Below are 20251 nucleotides of genomic sequence, written 5' to 3'. Positions count from 1 at the left end.
TACACCAGTAAAGTCGCCCGCGACTCCGACCGTTCCTCGCCTGTTTTGACTCGCTGGCGCTCGCCCTTCGGGTCAGCCTGCGGCTGTTACTCGCTTTGCTCGTTGCGCCTTGCCTGACCTTCGCTCGCCGACTTTTCTTACAAAACCTAGGGTATCGCTCAGGCCAGGCCGCCGTTGGCGCGCAGCACCTGGCCGTTGATCCAGCCCGAATCCGGCCCGGCGAGAAAGGCCACCACGCCGGCGATGTCCTCGGGCTGGCCGAGGCGTTGCAGCGGCGGCAGGCTGGCGAAGTGCTGGATCTGTTCTTCGCTCTTGCCAGCCAGGAACAGCTCGGTGGCCACCGGACCAGGGGCGACGGTGTTGACGGTGATGTTGCGCCCGCGCAGCTCTTTGGCGAACACCGGGGTCATGGCTTCCACCGCCGCCTTGCTGGCGTTGTAGATGGCGTAGCCAGGCAGCTTCAGGGCCAGGGCGGTGGTGGAAAAGTTGATGATCCGCCCGCCGTCGTTGAGGCGGTTGGCGGCTTCGCGCAGGGTGTTGAACACGCCACGGGTGTTCACCGCGAAGGTCTGCTCGAACAGCTCGTCGCTGGTTTCGGCCAGCGGCAGGGTCTTGAGGATACCGGCGTTGTTGACCAGCACGTCAACCTTGCCCAGGTGGTGTTCGGTGGCATCGAACAGGCGGCGCACGTCACTGGCGTTCGACACGTCGGCCTTCAGCGCAATGGCATGATGGCCGGCGCCCAGCAACTGTTCGACCAGGGCGTCGGCTTCGGTGGCGCTGTTGGCGTAGTTGATGACCACGGCGAAACCGTCGGCGGCCAGGCGCTGGGCGATCTCGGCACCGATGCCGCGCGAGGCACCGGTGACGATGGCGACTTTGCGAGAAGTCATGAGGCGTTTTCTCCTGTCAGGTTGGCAAGGTTGGGCCAATACCGTTCGATCAAGCGCTTTGCTTTTGTGGGAGCTTGCTCGCGAAAAGCGGGCAAAGTTGTTGAGTTTGCGGTGAACGTGACGCCGCCTTCGCGAGCAAGCTCGCTCCCACGGTCCGATCAGTATTGAACATTTGGCGCATCTGGTTGAGCAGGCGCTGGCTGGCACCCTGTAGCGGTGACAGAGCTTAGCCCTGGGTACTCTCTCGTTCGATCACCCGACAGTCCAGCCGGTTCAGGTGCCGGATGCCGTCTTCATCGAGCGGTAACATCTCCAGGCTTTGCAATACCCGCTGCGCCGCCAGTACGCCGATTTCCAGTGCCGGCGGCTTGATGGTACTCAGGCTGGGCAGCAGCATCTCGGCGAAGGCGTAGTCGCCGAAGCCCATCACGGCGCAGTCTTCGGGAATCCGCAGCCCGGCACGCTGGCCGGCGAGCAGGCCGCCGGCAGCCAGGTTGTCGTTGGCGAAGAAGATCGCGTCCGGGCGCTGCGGGCCGCTCATCAGGGCATGCATGGCCTGCTTGCCGGCTTCGAAGGGTGCCAGCCCGGTCTGTGGGGTAAACACCCACGGGGCCAGGCCGAGGGCCTGCACGGTGTCGCTGTAGCCCTGGCAGCGCTCCTGAGCGCTCAAGTCGCCGGCCATGCTGTTGAGCACGAAAGCGATGCGTCGGTAACCCTTGTCGTGCAGGTAGCGGGTGGCGGTGACCCCTACCTGATGGTGGGAAAAGCCGATCTGGATCGGCGCGCGCTCAGGCTGGTAGTCCCAGGTCTCGATCACCGGCATGTCGGCCTGGGCGATCATGCGTTCCGTGGCCGGAGTGTGGAAGCGGCTGGTCAGCACCAGAGCGGCCGGTGACCAGCCGAGGAATGCGCGTACTGCGCTCTCTTCCTGTTCGGGAGAAAAGTAACTGGAAGCCAGCAGCGGCTGCAGGCCGTGCTGGCTCAAGGTGTCGCTGAAGCCCTGGATGGTGTTGGCGAAGATCGGCCCGGAGATGTTCGGCACCACCATTGCCACGACCTTGCTGCGCGCCGAGGCCAGCCCGCCCGCCACCTGGTTGGGCACGTAGCCCAGAGCCTCGACCGCCGCCGCAATGCGCTCGCGCAGTTCGGGCGAGACCTGCCCAGGCTGATTGAAGTAGCGGGAAACCGTGATCGCCGATACGCCGACGTGCCGGGCCACGGTGTTCAACGTCACCCGTCCGGCACCGCGGCGTTTACGCGGTGGGCTGAATTCATCGTTCATGAATGCGGGCGCCTTAATAGCTTTAATGCATATAAAAGTAATTTTTCAGTATTGGACGCTCTATAGGGAGCTTCCTGATACTGGCGATGTTAGCGCTAACGTCCAGGGCTGTCTGCTACTCGCCGCCGCGAATGCCGAACCCGGTTAGCCCGACCTTCAAGCATCGGTGCGTGGGGCACCGATACCACTCGGCATATTTCAGGCAGGCACGCAGATGCACAGCACACTTGGCGGCGGCACCACACACTCTCTTCTGGCTACGGCGATCGGCCAGGCCAACCGCACCACGCAGCGTCGCTGCGCCTGGCTGCTGCTGGGCTTGAGCAGCCTGCCGCTGGCGCCTGGCGTGGCGCTGGCCGAGACCGGCAGCAACGCCAGCGAGGCGCCGGTGCTCAACGCCGTGACGGTTACCGCCACGCGCCGCGAAGAGTCGCTGCAGAAAGTGCCCGTGGCGGTGTCGGTGGTCGACGGCGAACAGCTCGAGCGCGACAACCGCAACGGCGTCGCCAGCCTGGTGCAGCAGGTGCCGACCCTGAACTACCGCACCGGCGCCTCGAACAAGGACACCTCACTGTTCATTCGTGGCGTGGGCACCATTTCCACCTCGCCGGGCGTCGAGCCTACCGTGGCCACGGTGGTCGACGGCGTGGTGCTCGGCCGCCCCGGCCAGGCCACCCTCGACCTGCTCGACCTGGAGCGCATCGAGGTGCTGCGTGGCCCGCAGGGCACGCTGTTCGGCAAGAACGCCTCGGCAGGTGTGTTGAATATCGTCACCAAGGCGCCCAGTGAAGAAACCCACGGCTACATCGACCAGTCGTGGTACACCGGCAACGAAAGCCGCACCCGCTTCGGCATTGGCGGTGCGCTGATTCCTGGCACCCTCAAAGGCTCGGTCACCACGCTGTTCGGCAGCTACGACGGCAATGTCGACAACAAGCTCAACGGCCAGGAGGTCAACGGCTACAACCGCAAGGGCGTGCGCGGCAAGCTGCAGTTCACTCCGAATGACGACATCACCTTCACCCTGATCGGCGACTACCAGCAGGCCCACGACGATGCACCCAATGGCGTGGTCAGCAAGGCGCTGACGCCAGCCTTCGCCAACGCCCTGGCACCGGTACGTGCCAGCAACGACAACCGCGACGTGGTCAGCGACTACCGCAGCCATGTCGACGACGTGAACAAAGGTCTGTCGGGGCAACTGGATTGGCAACTGGGCGACTACACCCTGACCTCGATCACCGCCTGGCGTGGCTGGGACAACACTCAGTACCAGGACGGCGACCGCCTGGGCACCATCACCGCGGCGTTCCCCGGCACCGAGGACAAGGGCCAACTGGAGTACAACCAGTATTCCCAAGAACTGCGCCTGGCCTCGCCCAAGGGCGAGTTCGTCGAGTACGTCGGCGGGCTGTTCTACATGCATGGCAAGAGTGACGAAACCTACCGCCGCACCTTGATTACCCCGACCAGCCAGGACCGGGGCGTGGCCGACTACAGCACCACCAACGACAGCTACTCGGTGTTCGGTGAAACCACCTTCAACTTCACCTCCGACCTGCGCGCCATCGCCGGCCTGCGCTGGACCCACGACGACCTGAAATACGATCACCGCCGCGTATCGACCTCGGCGGTGACGGTCAGCGGCATCCAGCCGGGCACTGCCAGTTCCGGCTCGGTGGACGAGGAGGGCAAGTCCGGGCGCCTGGGCCTGCAGTACGACCTCAGCGACAGCGTGACCACCTACCTGACCTACTCGCGCGGCTACAAGGGCCCGGCCTACAACGTGTTCTTCAACATGCAGCCGCGTGACACCAACGCGCTCAAGCCGGAGACCTCCAACACCTGGGAGGCGGGTATCAAGGCCAGCGCCTGGAACAACCGGCTGACCACCAACCTGGCGGTGTTCCACAGCGACTACGACAACTACCAGGCCAACTTCTTCGACAGCGTGGCGGGCCAGGTGGTGACCCGCCTGATCAACGCCGGCAGCGTCAAGACCGAAGGCGTGGAGCTGGACTACGCCCTGCAGGTGACCTCGCAGCTGAAGCTCTCCGGCGCGCTGGCCTACACCAGGGCGCGCATCGACAGCTTCGCCTGCCCGGCCGGTGCGGCGGCATCCTGCAACGTCGACGGCAAGCCGCTGCCTTACAGCCCGGACTGGAAAAGCTACGTGCGGGCCGACTACAGCATCCCGCTGGACAACGGTCTGGATGTCGAGCTGAGCACCGATTACAGCTGGCAGAGCGAAGTGCAGTACGACATCAGCCAGAACCCGGACACCCAGCAGGGCGCCTATGGCATCTGGAACGCCAGCGTGGCCCTGGCCGATTACAACGCCGGCTGGCGCGTGGCCCTGCTGGGCAAAAACCTCGCCGACAAGTCCTACTCACCCATGCTGGCCACCGGCGGCAACTACGTGTACCGCGCCGTACCCCGTGATGACGAGCGTTACTTCGGCGTCCAGCTGCGCAAGGATTTCTGAGCCATTGCGTGCAACAACCTCAGACACCTTCAAGGAGTGGTAACCATGAGCACACCCGCTCGCCAACTGAAACTGGGCGCATTCCTGATGGCCACCGGGCACCACGTCGCGGCCTGGCGTCATCCGCAGGTGCCCGCCGACGCGGGGCTGGACTTCAAGCACTACCGGCACCTGGCGCAGGTGGCCGAGGCCGCGTGCTTCGACACCCTGTTCGTGGCCGACAGCGTGGCGGCGGCCAGCGGCGACATCGCCAGCCGCATGGCCCGCTCCGATCACTTCGAGCCGCTGACCCTGCTCTCGGCACTGGCGGCGGTGACCGAACGCATCGGCCTGATCGCCACGGCCACCACCACCTACAACGAGCCCTACCACGTGGCGCGCAAGTTCGCCTCTCTGGATCACCTGTCCGGCGGCCGCGCCGGCTGGAACCTGGTGACCTCGGACGCCGCCGCCGAGGCGCAGAACTTCGGCCGTGACGAGCATGTGGGGCATGCCGAGCGCTACAGCCGGGCCAAGGAATTCCACGAGGTGGTCACCGGCCTGTGGGACAGCTGGACCGACGACGCCTTCAGCCGTGACAAGGTCAGTGGGCAGTACTACGACCCGGCCAAGCTGCACGTGCTGGATCACCAGGGCGAGCACTTTCGGGTCAAGGGGCCGCTGAACGTGGCGCGCTCGCCCCAGGGCCAGCCGGTGGTGGTGCAGGCTGGCTCTTCGGAGATTGGCCGCGACCTGGCAGCGCGCACTGCCGAAGTGGTGTTCACCGCGCAGACCTCGCTGGCCAGTGCCCAGGCGTTCTACGCCGACCTCAAGGGGCGCCTGGCGGCCTACGGGCGCCGTGCAGATTCGTTGAAGATCATGCCCGGCGTGCTGATCGTCGTGGATGAGAGCGAAGCGCTGGCCCGCGGCAAATTCGAAGCCTTCCAGGACCTGGTCGACCCCCAGGTGGGCGTGGCCCTGCTGGGGCGCATGCTGGGCAACTTCGATTTGTCGGGCTACCCGTTGGACGGCCCGTTGCCCGAGCTGCCGCTGACCGACAGCGGTCAGCGCAGTCGCCAGGCGCTGCTCACCGAACTGGCGGCCCGGGAGCAGCTCAACCTTGGGCAATTGGGCCGACGCATCGCCGGTGGGCGAGGGCACTACAGCCTGGTCGGCACCCCCACGCAGATCGCCGATGAACTGCAGAACTGGTTCGAGAACGGCGCAGCCGACGGCTTCAACGTGCTGGTGCCGCACCTGCCCGGCGGCCTGGAAGACGTCGCGCGGCTGCTGGTGCCGGAGCTGCAACGACGCGGGCTGTTCCGTACGGCCTATGAGGGCACCACCCTGCGTGAACACCTGGGCCTGCAGCGGCCGGCCAACCGTTTCCAATCCACCGCATCCTTCCGGCAGGAGGGGTGAACCCATGACAGGACTGAGCATGAAACCACTGGCATTGTTCGCCGCCGCGCTGGCGTTCTGCGGGCTGATCGACACCGCCGCAGCCGACCCGGACACCTTGCGCATCGGTTACCAGAAGGGCTCGATTCCCCTGGTGCTGGCCAAGGAACAGGCGCTGCTGGAAAAGCGCTTCCCACAGACACAGGTGAAATGGATCGAATTCCCTGCCGGGCCGCAGATGCTGGAGGCACTGAACATCGGCAGCCTGGACATCGCCTCGACCGGTGACATCCCGCCGATCTTCGCCCAGCTTGCGGGCGCCGACCTGGTCTACATCGGCGCCGAGCCGGCCAAGCCGGCTGCCGAGGTGATTCTGGTGCGCCAGGACAGCCCGCTGCACAAGGTCGAAGACCTCAAGGGCCGCAAGGTCGCCCTGCAGAAGGGTTCCAGCGCCCACAACCTGGTGTTGCGTGCGCTGCTCAAGGCCGGGTTGGCCTTCAAAGACATCCAGCCGGTGTACCTCAGCCCCGCCGATGCCCGTGCCGCGTTCGAAAATGGCAGCGTCGACGCCTGGGCGATCTGGGACCCGTACTACTCCATCGCCCTGGTCGAAGGCCACAGCCGCCTGCTCGCCGACGGCACCGGCCTGGGCCTGTCCGGTCCGGTGTACACCGCACGGCGCCGCTTCGCCGAGCAGTACCCGGCGTTCGTGCAGCAGGTCCTCGACCAGTTGACCGGTGCCGACGAGCTGACCCGCAGCCAGCGCGCGCAGAGCATCGAAATCCTCAGTCGCAGCATGGGCCTGCCCGCCGAGGTGATCGGCCTGTACATCGACCATCGTCCGGTATCGCCGAGCCTGCCGATCAGTGCGCAGATCATCCAGGCCCAGCAGGCCACCGCCGACCTGTTCTTCGACAATCGCCTGCTGCCCAAAAAAGTGGATATCAGCCAGGCGATTTGGCAGCCCGCAAGCCGGTAGGAGCGGCTTTAGCCGCGAAAGCGTCAGAAAACTCACTGCATCTGCTGCGAACATGCGGTCGCTTCGCGGCTGAAGCCGCTCCTACTCTGCCTTCATGAGGTAACACGCAATGACCTACATCGCTGCACCCAACCGCTACGACGACATGCTCTACCGCCGCACCGGAACCAGTGGCCTGCTGTTGCCGGCGCTGTCGCTGGGGCTGTGGCACAACTTCGGTGACGCCACGCCCATCGACACCCAGCGCGCCATGTTGCGCACCGCCTTCGACCTGGGCATCACCCATTTCGACCTGGCCAACAACTATGGCCCGCCCTACGGCAGCGCCGAGGTGAACTTCGGCCGCCTGTTGCGCGAGGATTTCCACGCCTACCGCGACGAGCTGATCATCTCCACCAAGGCCGGCTGGGACATGTGGCCCGGGCCGTACGGCCAGGGTGGCGGGTCGCGCAAGTACGTGCTGGCCAGCCTTGACCAGAGCCTCAAGCGCCTGGGCCTGGATTATGTGGATATCTTCTATTCGCACCGCTTCGACCCCGACACGCCACTGGAGGAAACCGCCAGTGCCCTGGCCACCGCCGTGCAGCAGGGCAAGGCACTGTACATCGGCATTTCCTCGTACTCCGGGGCCAAGACCCGGCAGATCGCCGAGCTGCTCAAGCAATGGCGGGTGCCGCTGCTCATTCATCAGCCGGCCTACAACCTGCTCAACCGTTGGGTGGAAAAGGACCTGCTGGACACCACCGGCGAGCTGGGTGCCGGCGTCATCGTGTTCACCGCCCTGGCCCAGGGGCTGCTGTCAGACAAATACCTTCAAGGTGTCCCGGAGGATGCCAGGGTCAACCGGCCGGGCGGCGGCTCGCTGAGGGCCGAGCACCTGTCGGAGCAGAACCTGGCGCACGTGCGCCAGCTCAACGAGATCGCCCGCCGCCGTGGCCAGAGCCTGGCGCAGATGGCCCTGGCCTGGACGCTGCGCGACCCGCGCGTCACCTCGGCGCTGATCGGTGCCAGCCGCCCGGAGCAGATCGTCGAGAACGTCGCGGCCCTGCAGAACCTGGCCTTCAGTGCCGAGGAGCTGGCCGAGATCGACCGCTACGCCGTGGAAGGCGGTATCAACCTGTGGGCCAGGCCATCCTTGGCGCAGTGATTGCCGAAGCGGCGCTGGCCAGGCGCAGCAAGGGCGCGCTGTCATGGTATTGCGGGTAGTGCGCCTGGAAATCCAGGGCGGCCTGCACCAGCGCCGCATCGCTCAGGTGCGGCCCGCAGAACGCCGCGTTCAGCGCCCCCGCGTCGGCGTTCAGGCCCACCGGGAACGTGACCATCGGCCAGCCCGGCAGGTTCGGCAGCCGGCCGCCCTGGGGCAGCAGCAGGATGAAGTCCAGCGCCTGTTCCGCCAGCACCGCGTCCCAGCTTTGCGGATGGGCGGCAAGCTCGACCAGTTGTGCGCCCAGTTCGGCCAACTGGGCGTACAGGCGTTGCAGGATCTGCTCGGTGAACAGCGCGCCGAGCGTATCGGTCGGGCAGGGCACACCGATCCTTACGGCTGTGAGTGGGCGGGCCTGCTCGCGGGCGCTCACCGGCCAGCGCACCGGCGCGGTACTGGCCGGGCTGCCGGTGATGGCTTCCAGCACCAGGGCGGCGTCGCGCACCGAGCGGGCGATGCTGCCCGGTACGTCCCAGCCCATCGCCAGCCCCAGCGAGGGCTTGATGCCGCTGGCGCCATGCGCGGCGGTGGGAATCATGAACGCCTCGTCGGCGGTTTCGCCCAGTGCCGCTGCACACAGCCGTGCGACAGGCGAAATGGCGCTCAGGCCGGCAGCATTGCCTTCGGCGTGGGTCGGGTCACGCAGCGGACCCAGCAGTACCGCACCTTGGTCCAGCAGGCGTGTGGCCAGAGACGAGTCGGCCAGGCGCCAGGGACTGTTGCGCCGTGCCGGTACCGCCAGCGATTCGCGGATGCCCAGCACGATGCCGCACAGCACCGGGGCCGGGCCGCGTGGGTCATCGGGGTTGTTCAGCCATTGATCGGCCAGCCGCGCGCGGGTCAGCGCCTGCTGGGCGTCGATGTGCAGGGTCAGGCAGTAGCCCTGGTCGGCACCACAGGCGCGCAGGCGGTCTTCGAATTCGTAGAGGCGCGCCAGGTAGGCGATGGCCAACTGTTCGGCACTCAGCTCACCGGTGCGCAGCAGCACGGCCATTTCGGCCAGCTCGTAGTCCACCACGCGATCACGCTGGCGCAGCGAGGCGCGTGGCGGCAGGCAGGGAGGCAGGTGGCGGCAGCCACCGGGCGCAAGGCGTGGGTCCATCGCAGTCGGCTCCGTTTGGCCTTGCCGGGCAAGGCCTTGAACCGGAGCTAATCAGCGAATACCAGGGGCGTAAACTGACAGAAATGACAGCGCAGGCTGCCAGCCCTTGAGGGCCGGGCCTGCCCTTTCGTCAGCTCTCTTCGCCGTCGTCGTCGTCGCTGCCGTCGACCTTCATGCCCAGTTCCTTGATCTTGCGGGTCAGGGTATTGCGGCCCCAACCGAGCAACACGGCGGCATCGCGACGGCGACCGGCGGTGTGCTTGAGGGCCGTCTCGATCATGATCCGCTCGAAGGCCGGCACAGCGCTGTCCAGCAGGCTGGACTGGCCGCGCGACAGCGCCTGGTCGGCCCATTGGCGCAGCGCCTGCTCCCAGTTGGTAACCGGCGCGGCGTCCTGCGGCACGTTGAGCAGTTCCGGCGGCAGGTCGCTGATGTGCACCTCGCGGCCCGAGGCCATGACGGTGATCCAGCGGCAGGTGTTCTCCAGTTGCCGCACGTTGCCCTGCCAGGGCAGGTGCTTGAGGTACTCCTCGGTCTCGGCCTTGAGCAGCTTGGGCTCCACGGCCAGTTCCTGGGCGGCGCGGCTGAGGAAGTGACGCGCCAGGGTCGGAATGTCCTCGCGACGGTCGGACAGCCGCGGGATGTGGATGCGGATGACGTTCAGGCGGTGGAACAGGTCTTCACGGAACTTGCCGGCGTGCACCAGGCCTTCGAGGTTCTGGTGTGTGGCGGCGATGATGCGCACGTCGACCTTGACCGGGGTATGGCCACCTACGCGGTAGAACTCGCCGTCGGCCAGTACGCGCAGCAGGCGGGTCTGGGTGTCGGCAGGCATGTCACCGATTTCGTCGAGGAACAGCGTGCCGCCGTCAGCCTGCTCGAAGCGCCCGCGCCGCAGGTTGGCCGCGCCGGTAAAGGCGCCTTTCTCATGGCCGAACAGCTCGGACTCCATGAGGTCCTTGGGAATCGCCGCCATGTTCAGGGCAATGAAGGGGGCGATCGAGCGCGGGCTGTGGCGATGCAGGGCATGCGCCACCAGCTCCTTGCCGGTACCGGACTCGCCGTTGATCAGCACGGTGATGTTGGAATGGCTCAGGCGGCCGATGGCGCGGAACACCTCCTGCATCGCCGGTGCTTCACCGATGATCTCCGGGGTGCGGGCCATCGCCGGTGGCGTGTCGAGGCCCTGCTGTTCCTGAGCGTGCTGGTTGGCACGCTTGACCAGCGACACGGCTTCGTCGACGTCGAATGGCTTGGGCAGGTACTCGAAGGCGCCGCCCTGGTAAGAGGCCACGGCGCTGTCGAGGTCCGAATGCGCGGTCATGATGATGACCGGCAGGCGCGGGTGCTGCTCGCGAATGCGTGCCAGCAGGTCCAGGCCGCTGGCGCCGGGCATGCGGATGTCGGAAATGATCACGTCCGGCTGTTGCCGCGCCAGGCGACTCATCACGCCATCGGCGCTGTCGAAACTCTGGGTGGTCATGCCTTCCTGTTGCAAGGCCTTCTCCAATACCCAGCGGATGGAACGATCGTCATCGACGATCCAGACAGTTTCGCTACGGCTCATGTCGAGGCGGCTCCTTGTTCCAGCGGCAGGAAGATCGAGAAGGCCGTGTGGCCGGGATGGCTTTCACACTCGATCAGGCCCTGGTGCTGGCTGATGATGTTCTGGGTAATGGCCAGGCCCAGCCCGGTACCGTCGGGGCGGCCGCTGACCATCGGATAGAAAATGGTGTCCTGCAGTTCGGGCGGGATACCCGGACCGTTGTCGATGATTTCCACCTTGGCCACCAGGCGATGCCGCACGTGGCCGATGGTGAACTGGCGAATGGCCCGGCTGCGCAGGGTGATGCGCCCCAGGCGCAGTTCGTTCTGCGTGTTGATCGCCTGCATGGCGTTGCGCACGATGTTGAGCACCGCCTGGATCATCTGCTCGCGGTCGATGAGCACGTCGGGGATGCTCGGGTCGTAGTCGCGCACCAGGATGATGCGTCCCTGGCTCTCGGCTTCTACCAGGTTGCTGACCCGCTCCAGTACCTCGTGGACGTTGGTCATGGCCAGCGATGGCAGTTTGTTGGAGCCGAGCATGCGGTCGACCAGGTTTCGCAGGCGGTCGGCCTCTTCGATGATGACGTTGGTGTAGTCCTTGAGGCTTTCCTCGGGCAGCTCGCGGGCCAGCAGTTGCGCCGCGCCACGGATACCGCCCAGGGGGTTCTTGATTTCGTGGGCCAGGCCGCGCACCAGCATCTTGGTGGTTTCCTGCTTGGACAGCTGCGCTTCTTCCTTGGTGATGCGCAGCAGCCGGTCACGCGGGTGGATCTCCAGCAGCAGCAGGGTCTCGCCCTTGCTGAGGATTGGCGTGACGGCGTAGTCGACGGTCAGGGTCTGGCCGGCCAGCGCGGTGAGCATGGCCTCGCGCTTGGTGAACGGGTGGGCCTGCTCCACGGCCTGGCGCAGCGAACTGAGCGCTTCGGCAGACTCGGTGAACAGCTCGCTGATGAACTGCCCGTGGCTGCGCTGGCCGCTGATGGCCAGGAGCATTTCCGCGGCGGGGTTCATGTACTCCAGGCGCAGGTCGGCATTGAGCAGAATCGTCGCAGTGGTCAGGTTGTCGAGTAACAACCGGTGCAGCGCATCGCTGATAGTCATGAATCCGGGTGACCTCTTCTGGCACTTTTCATCGTGTGGCATGGGCGTCGGGTGACGTCCTTGGCATCGGCACGATCATGGGACAGTGCTTGGCAGGGTGCTGTGCCGGTCAAGGTTGCAAGAACCAAACCAAGGCTCCGAAAAGAAGCGTATGGCGCATGAAAACCGGGCTTTTTTTGTGCCGTTGTGGCCTCACAGCGACGCACGATTGTCTACTTTGACCCGAAGTGGGGCCGATCAAGCCAAGATAGGATGAGTTGTGCACCAGCTTAGTGCATTGTGGCGCCGGGGTGGGCACCTGCCCCAAATACAGGCACTTTGCCTGCCCTGATTAGAGGAACGGCACCCAGCTGCGCTTTTCTTCCGGTTTGTCCTTGAGCGGGCACTCGGGACGCACGCCGTACTCTTCGGCCTTGCAGGGGTTGGCCAGGCGCTTCTGGTTCAGTGAGATGCGTTGCAGGTGGAAAGGCTGGTTGGGGGTCTTTTCCAGCAGGCGGCCCAGTTCGTCGTAGATCTCCACGGAGATCTGGTGCGTGCCGCGATCGAGGTTGTCCAGGGCGAACACCGGGCTGCGCCCTGGCGCGCCCACTGGCTGGCCATCGAGCAGCAGAAGGTAGCGATGGCCGTCCTGCAGGGCCGGGTCGCTGCTGACCGTGACGATCACCTTGCCTTCGCCGCTGCGTATCGTGCTGTCCGGCTCCGGCACCAGGATGCGCAGCAACTGGTAATGGAACATGGGCTTTTTAACCGGTTGTGCAGGGCCGATCTTGACGTCCCGGGTGCGCGGCGTGCTGCTCATGTTGTTGGTGGGGGCCACGTCCAGGCGCTTGGCGTTCTTGCGCGGCTGGTCGGTGAAGACCCGATTGCCCTCGGCATCGATGTAGGTGTAGATCGGCGTGGCCACGGCGGGCAGCGCCGCCAGCAACAGGCACGACAACAGGGCGCGCAGGCTGGGCATCTCAAGGCCTTCCTGCGGCGGCGCGCAATACGGTCAGGGTCACGGTCGGGCTCTGCTGGATGACCCGGCGCACATCATGCACCAGCACCGCGAAGCGGTGCTCGCCGCGGTCGAGATTCACCACCTGCAATTGCGGCACATTGGTGGGCTGGCCGTAGGGGGTGCCGTCTACCAGCAATTGCAGGCGATGGCCGGGCTGCAGCTTGGGCACGATCTTCACGCCGATGCTGAAGGTGCCGTCATTGGCACGGATGGCGCCCTCTTCCGGCAGGCCGGTCAGGGCCAGCTCCTGATAGGTGAAGGTTTCGGCCGCTGCTGGCGGCGCGGGCTGCGCGGCAGATGATGGCGATGAAGCGGTCGGGGCAGGTGGCGTGGGGATGCTGTTGAGCGGTTTAAGCTCCACCGACTCTGCACGTGTGCCGTCGGGGGGCTGGTTACTGTAGGCGGTGTTGCCGTTGGCGTCGGTGTACTTGTAGATCTGCGCCATGGCGGGCAGGCAGATCAGCAACGACAGGCAGGCAAGGCGACGGCGCATGGGAGTCTCTAAAAGCGGGCAGGCGATGGAGCCTCAGCATAATGCAGATCGCCTGCCGTTGCCTGGCGGGGTGTCAGTAATCGCGTACCTGGTCGAACCACGCTTGCGCCCGTTCGGCGCTGACCCCCAGGCGCATGGCATGTTCGCTCTGGCTGAGTTGCCAGATGGCCTCGCCCAGGTCATCGCGCTCGCTGCTCTCGATGCCCTTGAGCGAGTTGAAATGTCGGGCGAAGGCGCTGAATGCCGCTTCTGCCTGTACCGCGTCTGCGGCCAGTGCCAGGCTGGCCAGGGCCTGGTCGTAGGCACCGTTGGCGATCTTGGCCAGGCGCTTGGGCCAGGCGGAGAATGGCCGGCCGTACTCGGCCTCCCACCAGAGCGGCTTGCGCAGCTGGCTGACCGAGGCGTGGCCGCTCCAGCCCCGCACCCGACCCCGTGCCTTGACCTGCTGGCGCAGACGCTTGCCGGTGGCTTCCTCGACATTGAAGGCGATGAAGCGCTCCAGGGCCGGCCAGCTGTCCAGTGCCGGCAGGCCCTGCAGGTCGGGCATGAAGCGTAACTCCAGGGCTTCGAGCCGCGGGTGGCGGGCCAGCTCCTGCAGGTCGCAAAAATGCCCCCACAGGTCGAGGCTGCGCAACTGGGTGAAGCGCCGCAGGCACTTGAGCGAAACCGGCTGGGCCATCGGGCCGTTCTGCAGGGCCAGGTGTTCGACCTGATGCAGGATGCCCAGGTCTGGCAGTTCGAAGGGCGGCCCCTGACGGCGCGGGCTGGTGCGCGGTGCCAAGGCCAGTGACCAGGGCAGGTCGCCCTCGGCCACGAAGCGTGACAGTTCGCCGTGGAGGCTGAGATGCCGGTAGGCCCAGGTGGTGTGGCTGGGCAGGGTCATGCGCAGGCGGCTGGTTGCAGGCACCAGGTGGATCGCCAGGCGGTGCAGGGCGGCCTGGCTGGCATCGACCCAGGTGTCTTCGGCCAGTACCGGCGTCCAGACCATTTCCTCGATGGAGCGCTGGCTGGCCCAGTTCACGAAGCCGGTGTCACCACCGGTATAGCTGAGAAAGCGTGGCCAGGGTGAACCGGCCTGAGTGGCGAAAGGATCGAAGGCGTTCCACGCGAGCCGCTCGTGGGCCTCGGCGTGCAGGTCGGCCTTCTTGCCGAGCGCCGCCGGGCCAATGCGCAGGCTGCCGACCCCAGGCTCCATGAACAGGGTGTGGCTGCGGGGTCCGGTAAGGTCGATGACATGCCGCCCTTCAGGGTGCACGGACACGGGGGCGTCGATGGCGGGGTCGTGGTGGCTCATGCTGAACGTGGTATTTCCCTGTCTGAATCGTTCCTGTGCCGGTGCGCAGCCCTGGCGGGGAATGATTTTGCCATCAGATGCGGAACAAGGCGGCGCTGATTTTCGACTATTTGCAGGCCGCCTGAGTGTTGCCCGGTCACCCTGCTAGCGGGCGCAAAGGCTGGCAGTAGCCTGGTGCCAGGCCTGCAGGTACGAGGCGTCGCCCTGAACCTGGCGTTGCCGATCGGCGAGCCATTGCCGACAGGCGCCATCGGCGCGATACGGCGCAAAGTGCGCCATGTCCTGGAGCATGCGTTCCTGCAGGTCATCCAGGGCCGGGCGAATCTGTGTGGCGAGGTTCAGGCGTGGGGCCTGCGGTGCTTGGCCCTGGCGTTTCCAGGCGTCGAGACTGGCGTGCTGGCTGATCTTGCTGGCTTCGATCTGGTCGGCGAACAGTTGCCGTGCCCAGGTCGGGTCGACCTGCCACTCGCGGGCGCGCTCGGCGGCCCGGTCAATCACCTGGCGCTCGCGGGGGCGGTCTTCGACCGGCTGGCCGCTGTCCCATTTGCTCAGCGCCACGGGGGTAGCCAGCGCCAGGCGCTGCTCGATATCGCCCAGCAGCGGTGCCAGGGCTTCGGGGGGATGGCGGGTGCTGGTACAGGCTGTCAGCAGGCTGAGCAGTGCCAGTGCGGCAAAACCCAGGCGGGAAGGGCGCGGCAGGCAGGACGAAAGCATGGAGAACCTCCAGGAAATCGGAACGGCGATGCAGCATGGCACAGCCGGATGACGGGTGTGCGATGAATATCTATTGGTCGCCTCCCGGCCCTTGCGCGGGTAAAGCCGCGTAAGGCCAAGATGCCCAGCTGTTCAGGCAGGACCGGCTGCGGCAGGGCAAAAAAAAGGCCACCCGAAGGTGGCCTCTCGATGCGCCGGCAGGCGACGCAACAGGAATCAGCAGCTGTAGTACAGCTCGTATTCCAGAGGGTGTACGAAGGTACGGACCTTGATTTCTTCTTCCGACTTCAGCTCGATGTAGGCATCGATGAAGTCGTCGGAGAACACGCCGCCCTTGGTCAGGAACGCACGGCCTTTGTCCAGCTCTTCCAGGGCCTCTTTCAGGCTGCCGCACACTTGCGGGATTTCCTTGGCTTCTTCTGGTGGCAGGTCGTACAGGTTCTTGTCGGCGGCATCGCCTGGGTGGATCTTGTTCTGGATACCGTCCAGGCCAGCCATCAGCAGGGCGGCGAAGGCCAGGTATGGGTTGGCAGCCGGATCCGGGAAGCGGGCTTCGATGCGGCGGGCGCGTGGGCTGGAAACGTATGGAATACGGATCGAGGCCGAGCGGTTACGGGCCGAGTAGGCCAGCATCACCGGAGCTTCGAAACCTGGGACCAGACGCTTGTAGGAGTTGGTCGACGGGTTGGTGAAGCCGTTCAGGGCCTTACCGTGCTTGATGATGCCGCCGATGAAGTACAGGGCGGTGTCGGACAGGCCGGCATAGCCTTCGCCGGCGAAGGTGTTCTTGCCGTCTTTGGCGATGGACATGTGCACGTGCATGCCCGAGCCGTTGTCGCCGTACAGAGGCTTCGGCATGAAGGTCGCGGTGCGGCCGTAGGCGTCGGCAACGTTGTGGACCACGTATTTCAGGGTCTGTACTTCGTCAGCCTTCTTGACCAGGGTGTTGAACTTCACGCCGATTTCGTTCTGACCGGCGGTGGCCACTTCGTGGTGGTGAACTTCGACGACCTGACCCATCTCTTCCAGTGCGTTGCACATGGCAGTACGGATTTCGTGGTCGTGGTCGACCGGTGGAACCGGGAAGTAGCCGCCCTTGATGCCTGGACGGTGGCCCTTGTTGCCGCCTTCCACGTCCTGGTCGGTCATCCACGAGCCTTGCTCGGAGAAGATCTTGAACATGGAGCCGGAGATGTCGGACTTGTACTTGACCGAGTCGAAGATGAAGAACTCAGGCTCCGGGCCTACGAATACGGTGTCACCGATACCGGTGCTCTTCAGGTATTCCTCGGCGCGGTGGGCGATGGCGCGTGGGTCGCGATCGTAGCCCTGCATGGTGGACGGCTCGATGATGTCGCAGACCAGGATCAGGGTCGGCTCTTCGGTGAACGGGTCCAGTACGGCGGACTCGTCGTCCGGCAGCAGGATCATGTCGGAGGCTTCGATGCCTTTCCAGCCGGCGATGGAGGAACCGTCGAACATCTTGCCGATTTCGAAGAAGTCGTCGTCCAGCGCATCGCGTGCCGGCATGGTGACGTGCTGCTGCTTGCCTTTGGTGTCAGTGAAGCGCAGATCAATCCATTTAACGTCATGATCTTTGATGAGTTGAACCGACTTCGACATAGTGTCCTCCGGGTGGGTTGAGGCCGATGCTTTTGTAGGGGCCTCTGAATTTGGGTGATGCCGGCGCAAAATACTCTGCCATGGCTACCTGCCTCACAAGGGAGCAATTTGCATGCCAGTGCCCCGAGATGGGCTGGCCGCCCCAAATACAAGCGTTTACGTCGCATCCACGAAATTCCTGGAAAAATATTGCACCTTATTGATGCTTATTTTTCCGAGATTGACCCTTTTTGGTGCGCTGACAATCGGATGTACGATAGTTGGTCAAAGCTTGAGCAATTTCCGCTATAATCCGCGCCCCTCTTTTTTTGTCGGCCCTTCACGCACTGTTTCCATGAAGCTCATCGTCAAAGTTTTCCCAGAAATCACTATCAAAAGCCCGCCGGTGCGCAAGAAGTTCATCCGCCAGCTGGCCAAGAACATCCGCACCGTGCTGCGCGAGCTGGACGAAAACATTGTCGTGGGCGGCGTCTGGGACAACCTGGAGGTCGAGACCCGGGAAACCGATCCGAAGATCCTGCAGGGCATCACCGAGCGGCTGAGCTGCATGCCCGGCATCGCCAACTTCCTGCAAGTGGCCGAATACCCGCTGGGCGACCTCGACGACATCGTCGCCAAGTGTCGGCAGCATTACGCCGACCTGCTGCCCGGCAAGATCTTCGCGGTGCGCTGCAAGCGGGCCGGCAAGCATTCCTTCAGTTCCATGGACGTCGAGCGCTACGTCGGCAGCCAGTTGCGTCGCGAGTGCGGTGCCGCCGGCATCGACCTGAAGAATCCCGAGCTGCTGGTGCGCATGGAGATCCGTGACGACCGCCTGTTCGTGGTGCACAGCCAGCACCAGGGCCTGGGTGGCTACCCGCTGGGTGCACTGGAACAGACCCTGGTGCTGATGTCCGGTGGCTTCGACTCCACCGTGGCGGCCTACCAGATCATGCGTCGTGGCCTGATGGCGCACTTCTGCTTCTTCAACCTCGGCGGCCGTGCCCATGAATTGGGCGTGATGGAAGTCGCGCATTTCATCTGGAAGAAGTACGGCAGCTCGCAGCGCGTGCTGTTCATCAGCGTGCCGTTCGAAGAAGTGCTGGGCGAAATCCTGCAGAAAGTCGACGACGGTCATATGGGTGTAGTGTTGAAGCGTATGATGTTACGCGCAGCCTCGGCGATGGCCGAACGCCTGGAGATCGACGTGCTGGTCACCGGCGAGGCGATTTCCCAGGTGTCGAGCCAGACCCTGCCGAACCTGGCGACCATCGACTCGGTGACCGACAAGCTGGTGCTGCGTCCGCTGATCGCCACCGACAAGCAGGACATCGTCAACCTGGCGACCCAGATCGGCTCGGCCGATTTCGCCCGGCACATGCCCGAATATTGCGGGGTGATCTCGGTCAACCCGAAGACCAGCGCCAAGCGCTACCGCGTCGAGCACGAAGAGACGCGCTTCGACATGGCGGTCCTGGACCGTGCCCTGGAGCGCGCCAGGCTGGTGGCGATCGACCGGGTGATCGACGACCTCAGCCAGCAGGTCGCGGTCGAAGAAGTCCACCAGGCCCTGGCCGGCCAGGTCATCCTCGATATCCGCCACCCGGATGCCCAGGAAGACCAGCCGCTGGACGTGCCTGGCGTTGAAGTACAAGCCGTGCCGTTCTATGCACTGAACAGCCGCTTCAAGGAACTGGATGGCAACCGCCAGTACCTGCTGTATTGCGACAAAGGCGTCATGAGCCGCCTGCATGCTCACCACCTGCTCAGTGAGGGGCATGCCAATGTGCGCGTATATCGACCGAGCTAAACGCCCGGGGCTGTTTGCCTGTGGCTTGCGTCACCGGCCCCCCGACGCTGTCACGGCCGTACCTGAAGATTTCCAACGTTAATCGCCGCCCGCGTCCGGACGGCAGACCGAATCCTCTGATCGAGATACACAAGTGATCGAAAATCTCCGCAACATCGCCATCATCGCGCACGTTGACCACGGTAAAACCACTCTGGTCGACAAGCTGCTGCGTCAGTCCGGCACTCTGGAGCGCAACGAGCTCAACGACGAGCGCGTGATGGACTCCAACGACCAGGAAAAAGAGCGCGGCATTACCATCCTGGCGAAGAACACCGCCATCCGCTGGAACGACTACCGCATCAACATCGTCGACACCCCCGGCCACGCCGACTTCGGTGGTGAAGTAGAGCGCGTGATGTCGATGGTCGACTCCGTGCTGCTGCTGGTCGACGCCCAGGACGGCCCGATGCCACAAACCCGCTTCGTGACCAAGAAGGCCTTCGAAGCCGGTCTGAAGCCAATCGTCGTGATCAACAAGGTCGACCGTCCAGGCGCGCGTCCTGACTGGGTTCTGGACCAGATCTTCGACCTGTTCGACAACCTCGGCGCCACCGAAGACCAGCTGGACTTCCAGGTCGTCTACGCCTCGGCCCTGAACGGCATCGCCGGTCTGGACCACACCGCCATGGGCGAAGACATGACCGCGCTGTACCAGGCCATCGTCGACCACGTTCCGGCGCCAAGCGTCGACGTCGACGGCCCGTTCCAGATGCAGATCTCCGCTCTGGACTACAACAGCTTCCTGGGCATCATCGGCGTGGGCCGTATCGCCCGTGGCCGCGTCAAGCCGAACACCCCGGTGATCGCCATCGACACCGAAGGCAAGAAGCGCAACGGTCGTATCCTCAAGCTGATGGGTCACCACGGCCTGCACCGCGTCGACGTCGAAGAAGCCACCGCTGGCGACATCGTCTGCATCAGCGGCTTCGAAGAGCTGTTCATCTCCGACACCCTGTGCGACATGAACAACGTCGAGGCCATGAAGCCCCTGACCGTCGACGAGCCAACCGTTTCGATGACCTTCCAGGTCAACGACTCGCCGTTCTGCGGCAAGGAAGGCAAGTTCGTCACCAGCCGTAACATCAAGGAACGTCTGGACAAGGAACTGCTGTACAACGTGGCCCTGCGCGTTGAAGAAGGCGACTCGGCCGACAAATTCAAGGTTTCCGGCCGTGGTGAGCTGCACCTCTCGGTTCTGATCGAAACCATGCGCCGTGAAGGCTTCGAGATGGCCGTGGGCCGTCCTGAAGTGATCATCCGCGAAGTCGACGGCGTCAAGCAGGAGCCGTTCGAGAACGTCACCATCGACATCCCTGAAGAAT

16 protein-coding genes are annotated in these 20251 nt (G+C 64.7%); 6 read left to right on the top strand and 10 right to left on the bottom strand.

Features of this window, described 5'->3' with window-relative positions; translation table 11 throughout:
* Positions 1 to 158 precede the first annotated feature (158 nt).
* Positions 159 to 893, bottom strand: a complete 735-nt coding sequence (locus QZ497_RS07590; protein WP_295472773.1) for an SDR family oxidoreductase — start codon at positions 891 to 893, stop codon at positions 159 to 161.
* Between the two features lie 226 nt (positions 894 to 1119).
* Positions 1120 to 2175: a LacI family DNA-binding transcriptional regulator gene (locus QZ497_RS07585; protein WP_295472772.1), complete on the bottom strand. Its 1056-nt coding sequence runs from the start codon at positions 2173 to 2175 to the stop codon at positions 1120 to 1122.
* Between the two features lie 214 nt (positions 2176 to 2389).
* On the opposite strand from QZ497_RS07585, the gene QZ497_RS07580 reads away from it, so the two are divergent.
* From QZ497_RS07580 to mgrA, 4 genes are all read left to right on the top strand, one after another.
* Positions 2390 to 4660 (top strand): TonB-dependent receptor, encoded by a 2271-nt coding sequence (locus QZ497_RS07580; protein WP_295472771.1) that lies wholly within the window; start codon positions 2390 to 2392, stop codon positions 4658 to 4660.
* 45 nt (positions 4661 to 4705) lie between these two features.
* On the top strand, positions 4706 to 6061 hold the full coding sequence (locus QZ497_RS07575; RefSeq protein ID WP_295472770.1) for an LLM class flavin-dependent oxidoreductase: 1356 nt from the start codon (positions 4706 to 4708) through the stop codon (positions 6059 to 6061).
* A gap of 19 nt (positions 6062 to 6080) precedes the next feature.
* Positions 6081 to 7019: a sulfonate ABC transporter substrate-binding protein gene (locus QZ497_RS07570; protein ID WP_295472769.1), complete on the top strand. Its 939-nt coding sequence runs from the start codon at positions 6081 to 6083 to the stop codon at positions 7017 to 7019.
* Between the two features lie 109 nt (positions 7020 to 7128).
* A complete protein-coding gene (mgrA, locus tag QZ497_RS07565) occupies positions 7129 to 8166 on the top strand; it encodes an L-glyceraldehyde 3-phosphate reductase (protein ID WP_295472768.1) in 1038 nt (345 codons plus the stop codon).
* On the opposite strand, the gene QZ497_RS07560 is transcribed toward mgrA, so the two are convergent.
* The 8 genes from QZ497_RS07560 to glnA form a co-directional block, all read right to left on the bottom strand.
* Complete coding sequence (locus QZ497_RS07560; protein WP_295472767.1) at positions 8132 to 9325, bottom strand: amidase family protein; 1194 nt, start codon at positions 9323 to 9325, stop codon at positions 8132 to 8134. The genes mgrA and QZ497_RS07560 overlap by 35 nt on opposite strands.
* A 130-nt stretch (positions 9326 to 9455) precedes the next feature.
* Complete coding sequence (gene ntrC / locus QZ497_RS07555) at positions 9456 to 10892, bottom strand: nitrogen regulation protein NR(I) (protein WP_295472766.1); 1437 nt, start codon at positions 10890 to 10892, stop codon at positions 9456 to 9458.
* Positions 10889 to 11974 carry a nitrogen regulation protein NR(II) gene (gene glnL / locus QZ497_RS07550; RefSeq protein ID WP_295472765.1) on the bottom strand — a complete coding sequence of 362 codons (1086 nt, stop codon included), beginning with the start codon at positions 11972 to 11974 and terminating at the stop codon, positions 10889 to 10891. Before glnL ends, ntrC begins: the two co-directional genes overlap by 4 nt.
* A 331-nt stretch (positions 11975 to 12305) precedes the next feature.
* Positions 12306 to 12932, bottom strand: a complete 627-nt coding sequence (locus QZ497_RS07545; RefSeq protein ID WP_295472764.1) for a DUF4124 domain-containing protein — start codon at positions 12930 to 12932, stop codon at positions 12306 to 12308.
* A gap of 1 nt (position 12933) precedes the next feature.
* Entirely contained in the window at positions 12934 to 13467 is a 534-nt protein-coding gene (locus QZ497_RS07540) for a DUF4124 domain-containing protein (RefSeq protein ID WP_295472763.1), read from the bottom strand.
* A 73-nt stretch (positions 13468 to 13540) separates the two neighbouring features.
* Positions 13541 to 14761 (bottom strand): hypothetical protein, encoded by a 1221-nt coding sequence (locus tag QZ497_RS07535; RefSeq protein WP_295472762.1) that lies wholly within the window; start codon positions 14759 to 14761, stop codon positions 13541 to 13543.
* A gap of 144 nt (positions 14762 to 14905) precedes the next feature.
* Positions 14906 to 15475, bottom strand: a complete 570-nt coding sequence (locus tag QZ497_RS07530) for a chorismate mutase (RefSeq protein WP_295472761.1) — start codon at positions 15473 to 15475, stop codon at positions 14906 to 14908.
* A gap of 216 nt (positions 15476 to 15691) precedes the next feature.
* Complete coding sequence (gene glnA, locus QZ497_RS07525; protein ID WP_295472760.1) at positions 15692 to 17098, bottom strand: glutamate--ammonia ligase; 1407 nt, start codon at positions 17096 to 17098, stop codon at positions 15692 to 15694.
* A gap of 334 nt (positions 17099 to 17432) precedes the next feature.
* On the opposite strand from glnA, the gene thiI reads away from it, so the two are divergent.
* Together thiI and QZ497_RS07515 are read left to right on the top strand one after the other, a co-directional pair.
* Entirely contained in the window at positions 17433 to 18887 is a 1455-nt protein-coding gene (gene thiI / locus QZ497_RS07520; protein WP_295472759.1) for a tRNA uracil 4-sulfurtransferase ThiI, read from the top strand.
* Between the two features lie 133 nt (positions 18888 to 19020).
* On the top strand, positions 19021 to 20251 hold a 1231-nt coding region (locus tag QZ497_RS07515; RefSeq protein WP_295472758.1), incomplete at its 3' end, for a GTP-binding protein.

Origin of the sequence: uncultured Pseudomonas sp. (assembly GCF_913777995.1) — a bacterium.
GTDB lineage: Bacteria > Pseudomonadota > Gammaproteobacteria > Pseudomonadales > Pseudomonadaceae > Aquipseudomonas.
Note: the sequence above shows the minus strand (reverse complement) of the source record. Positions and strands in the feature narration are given on the sequence as shown.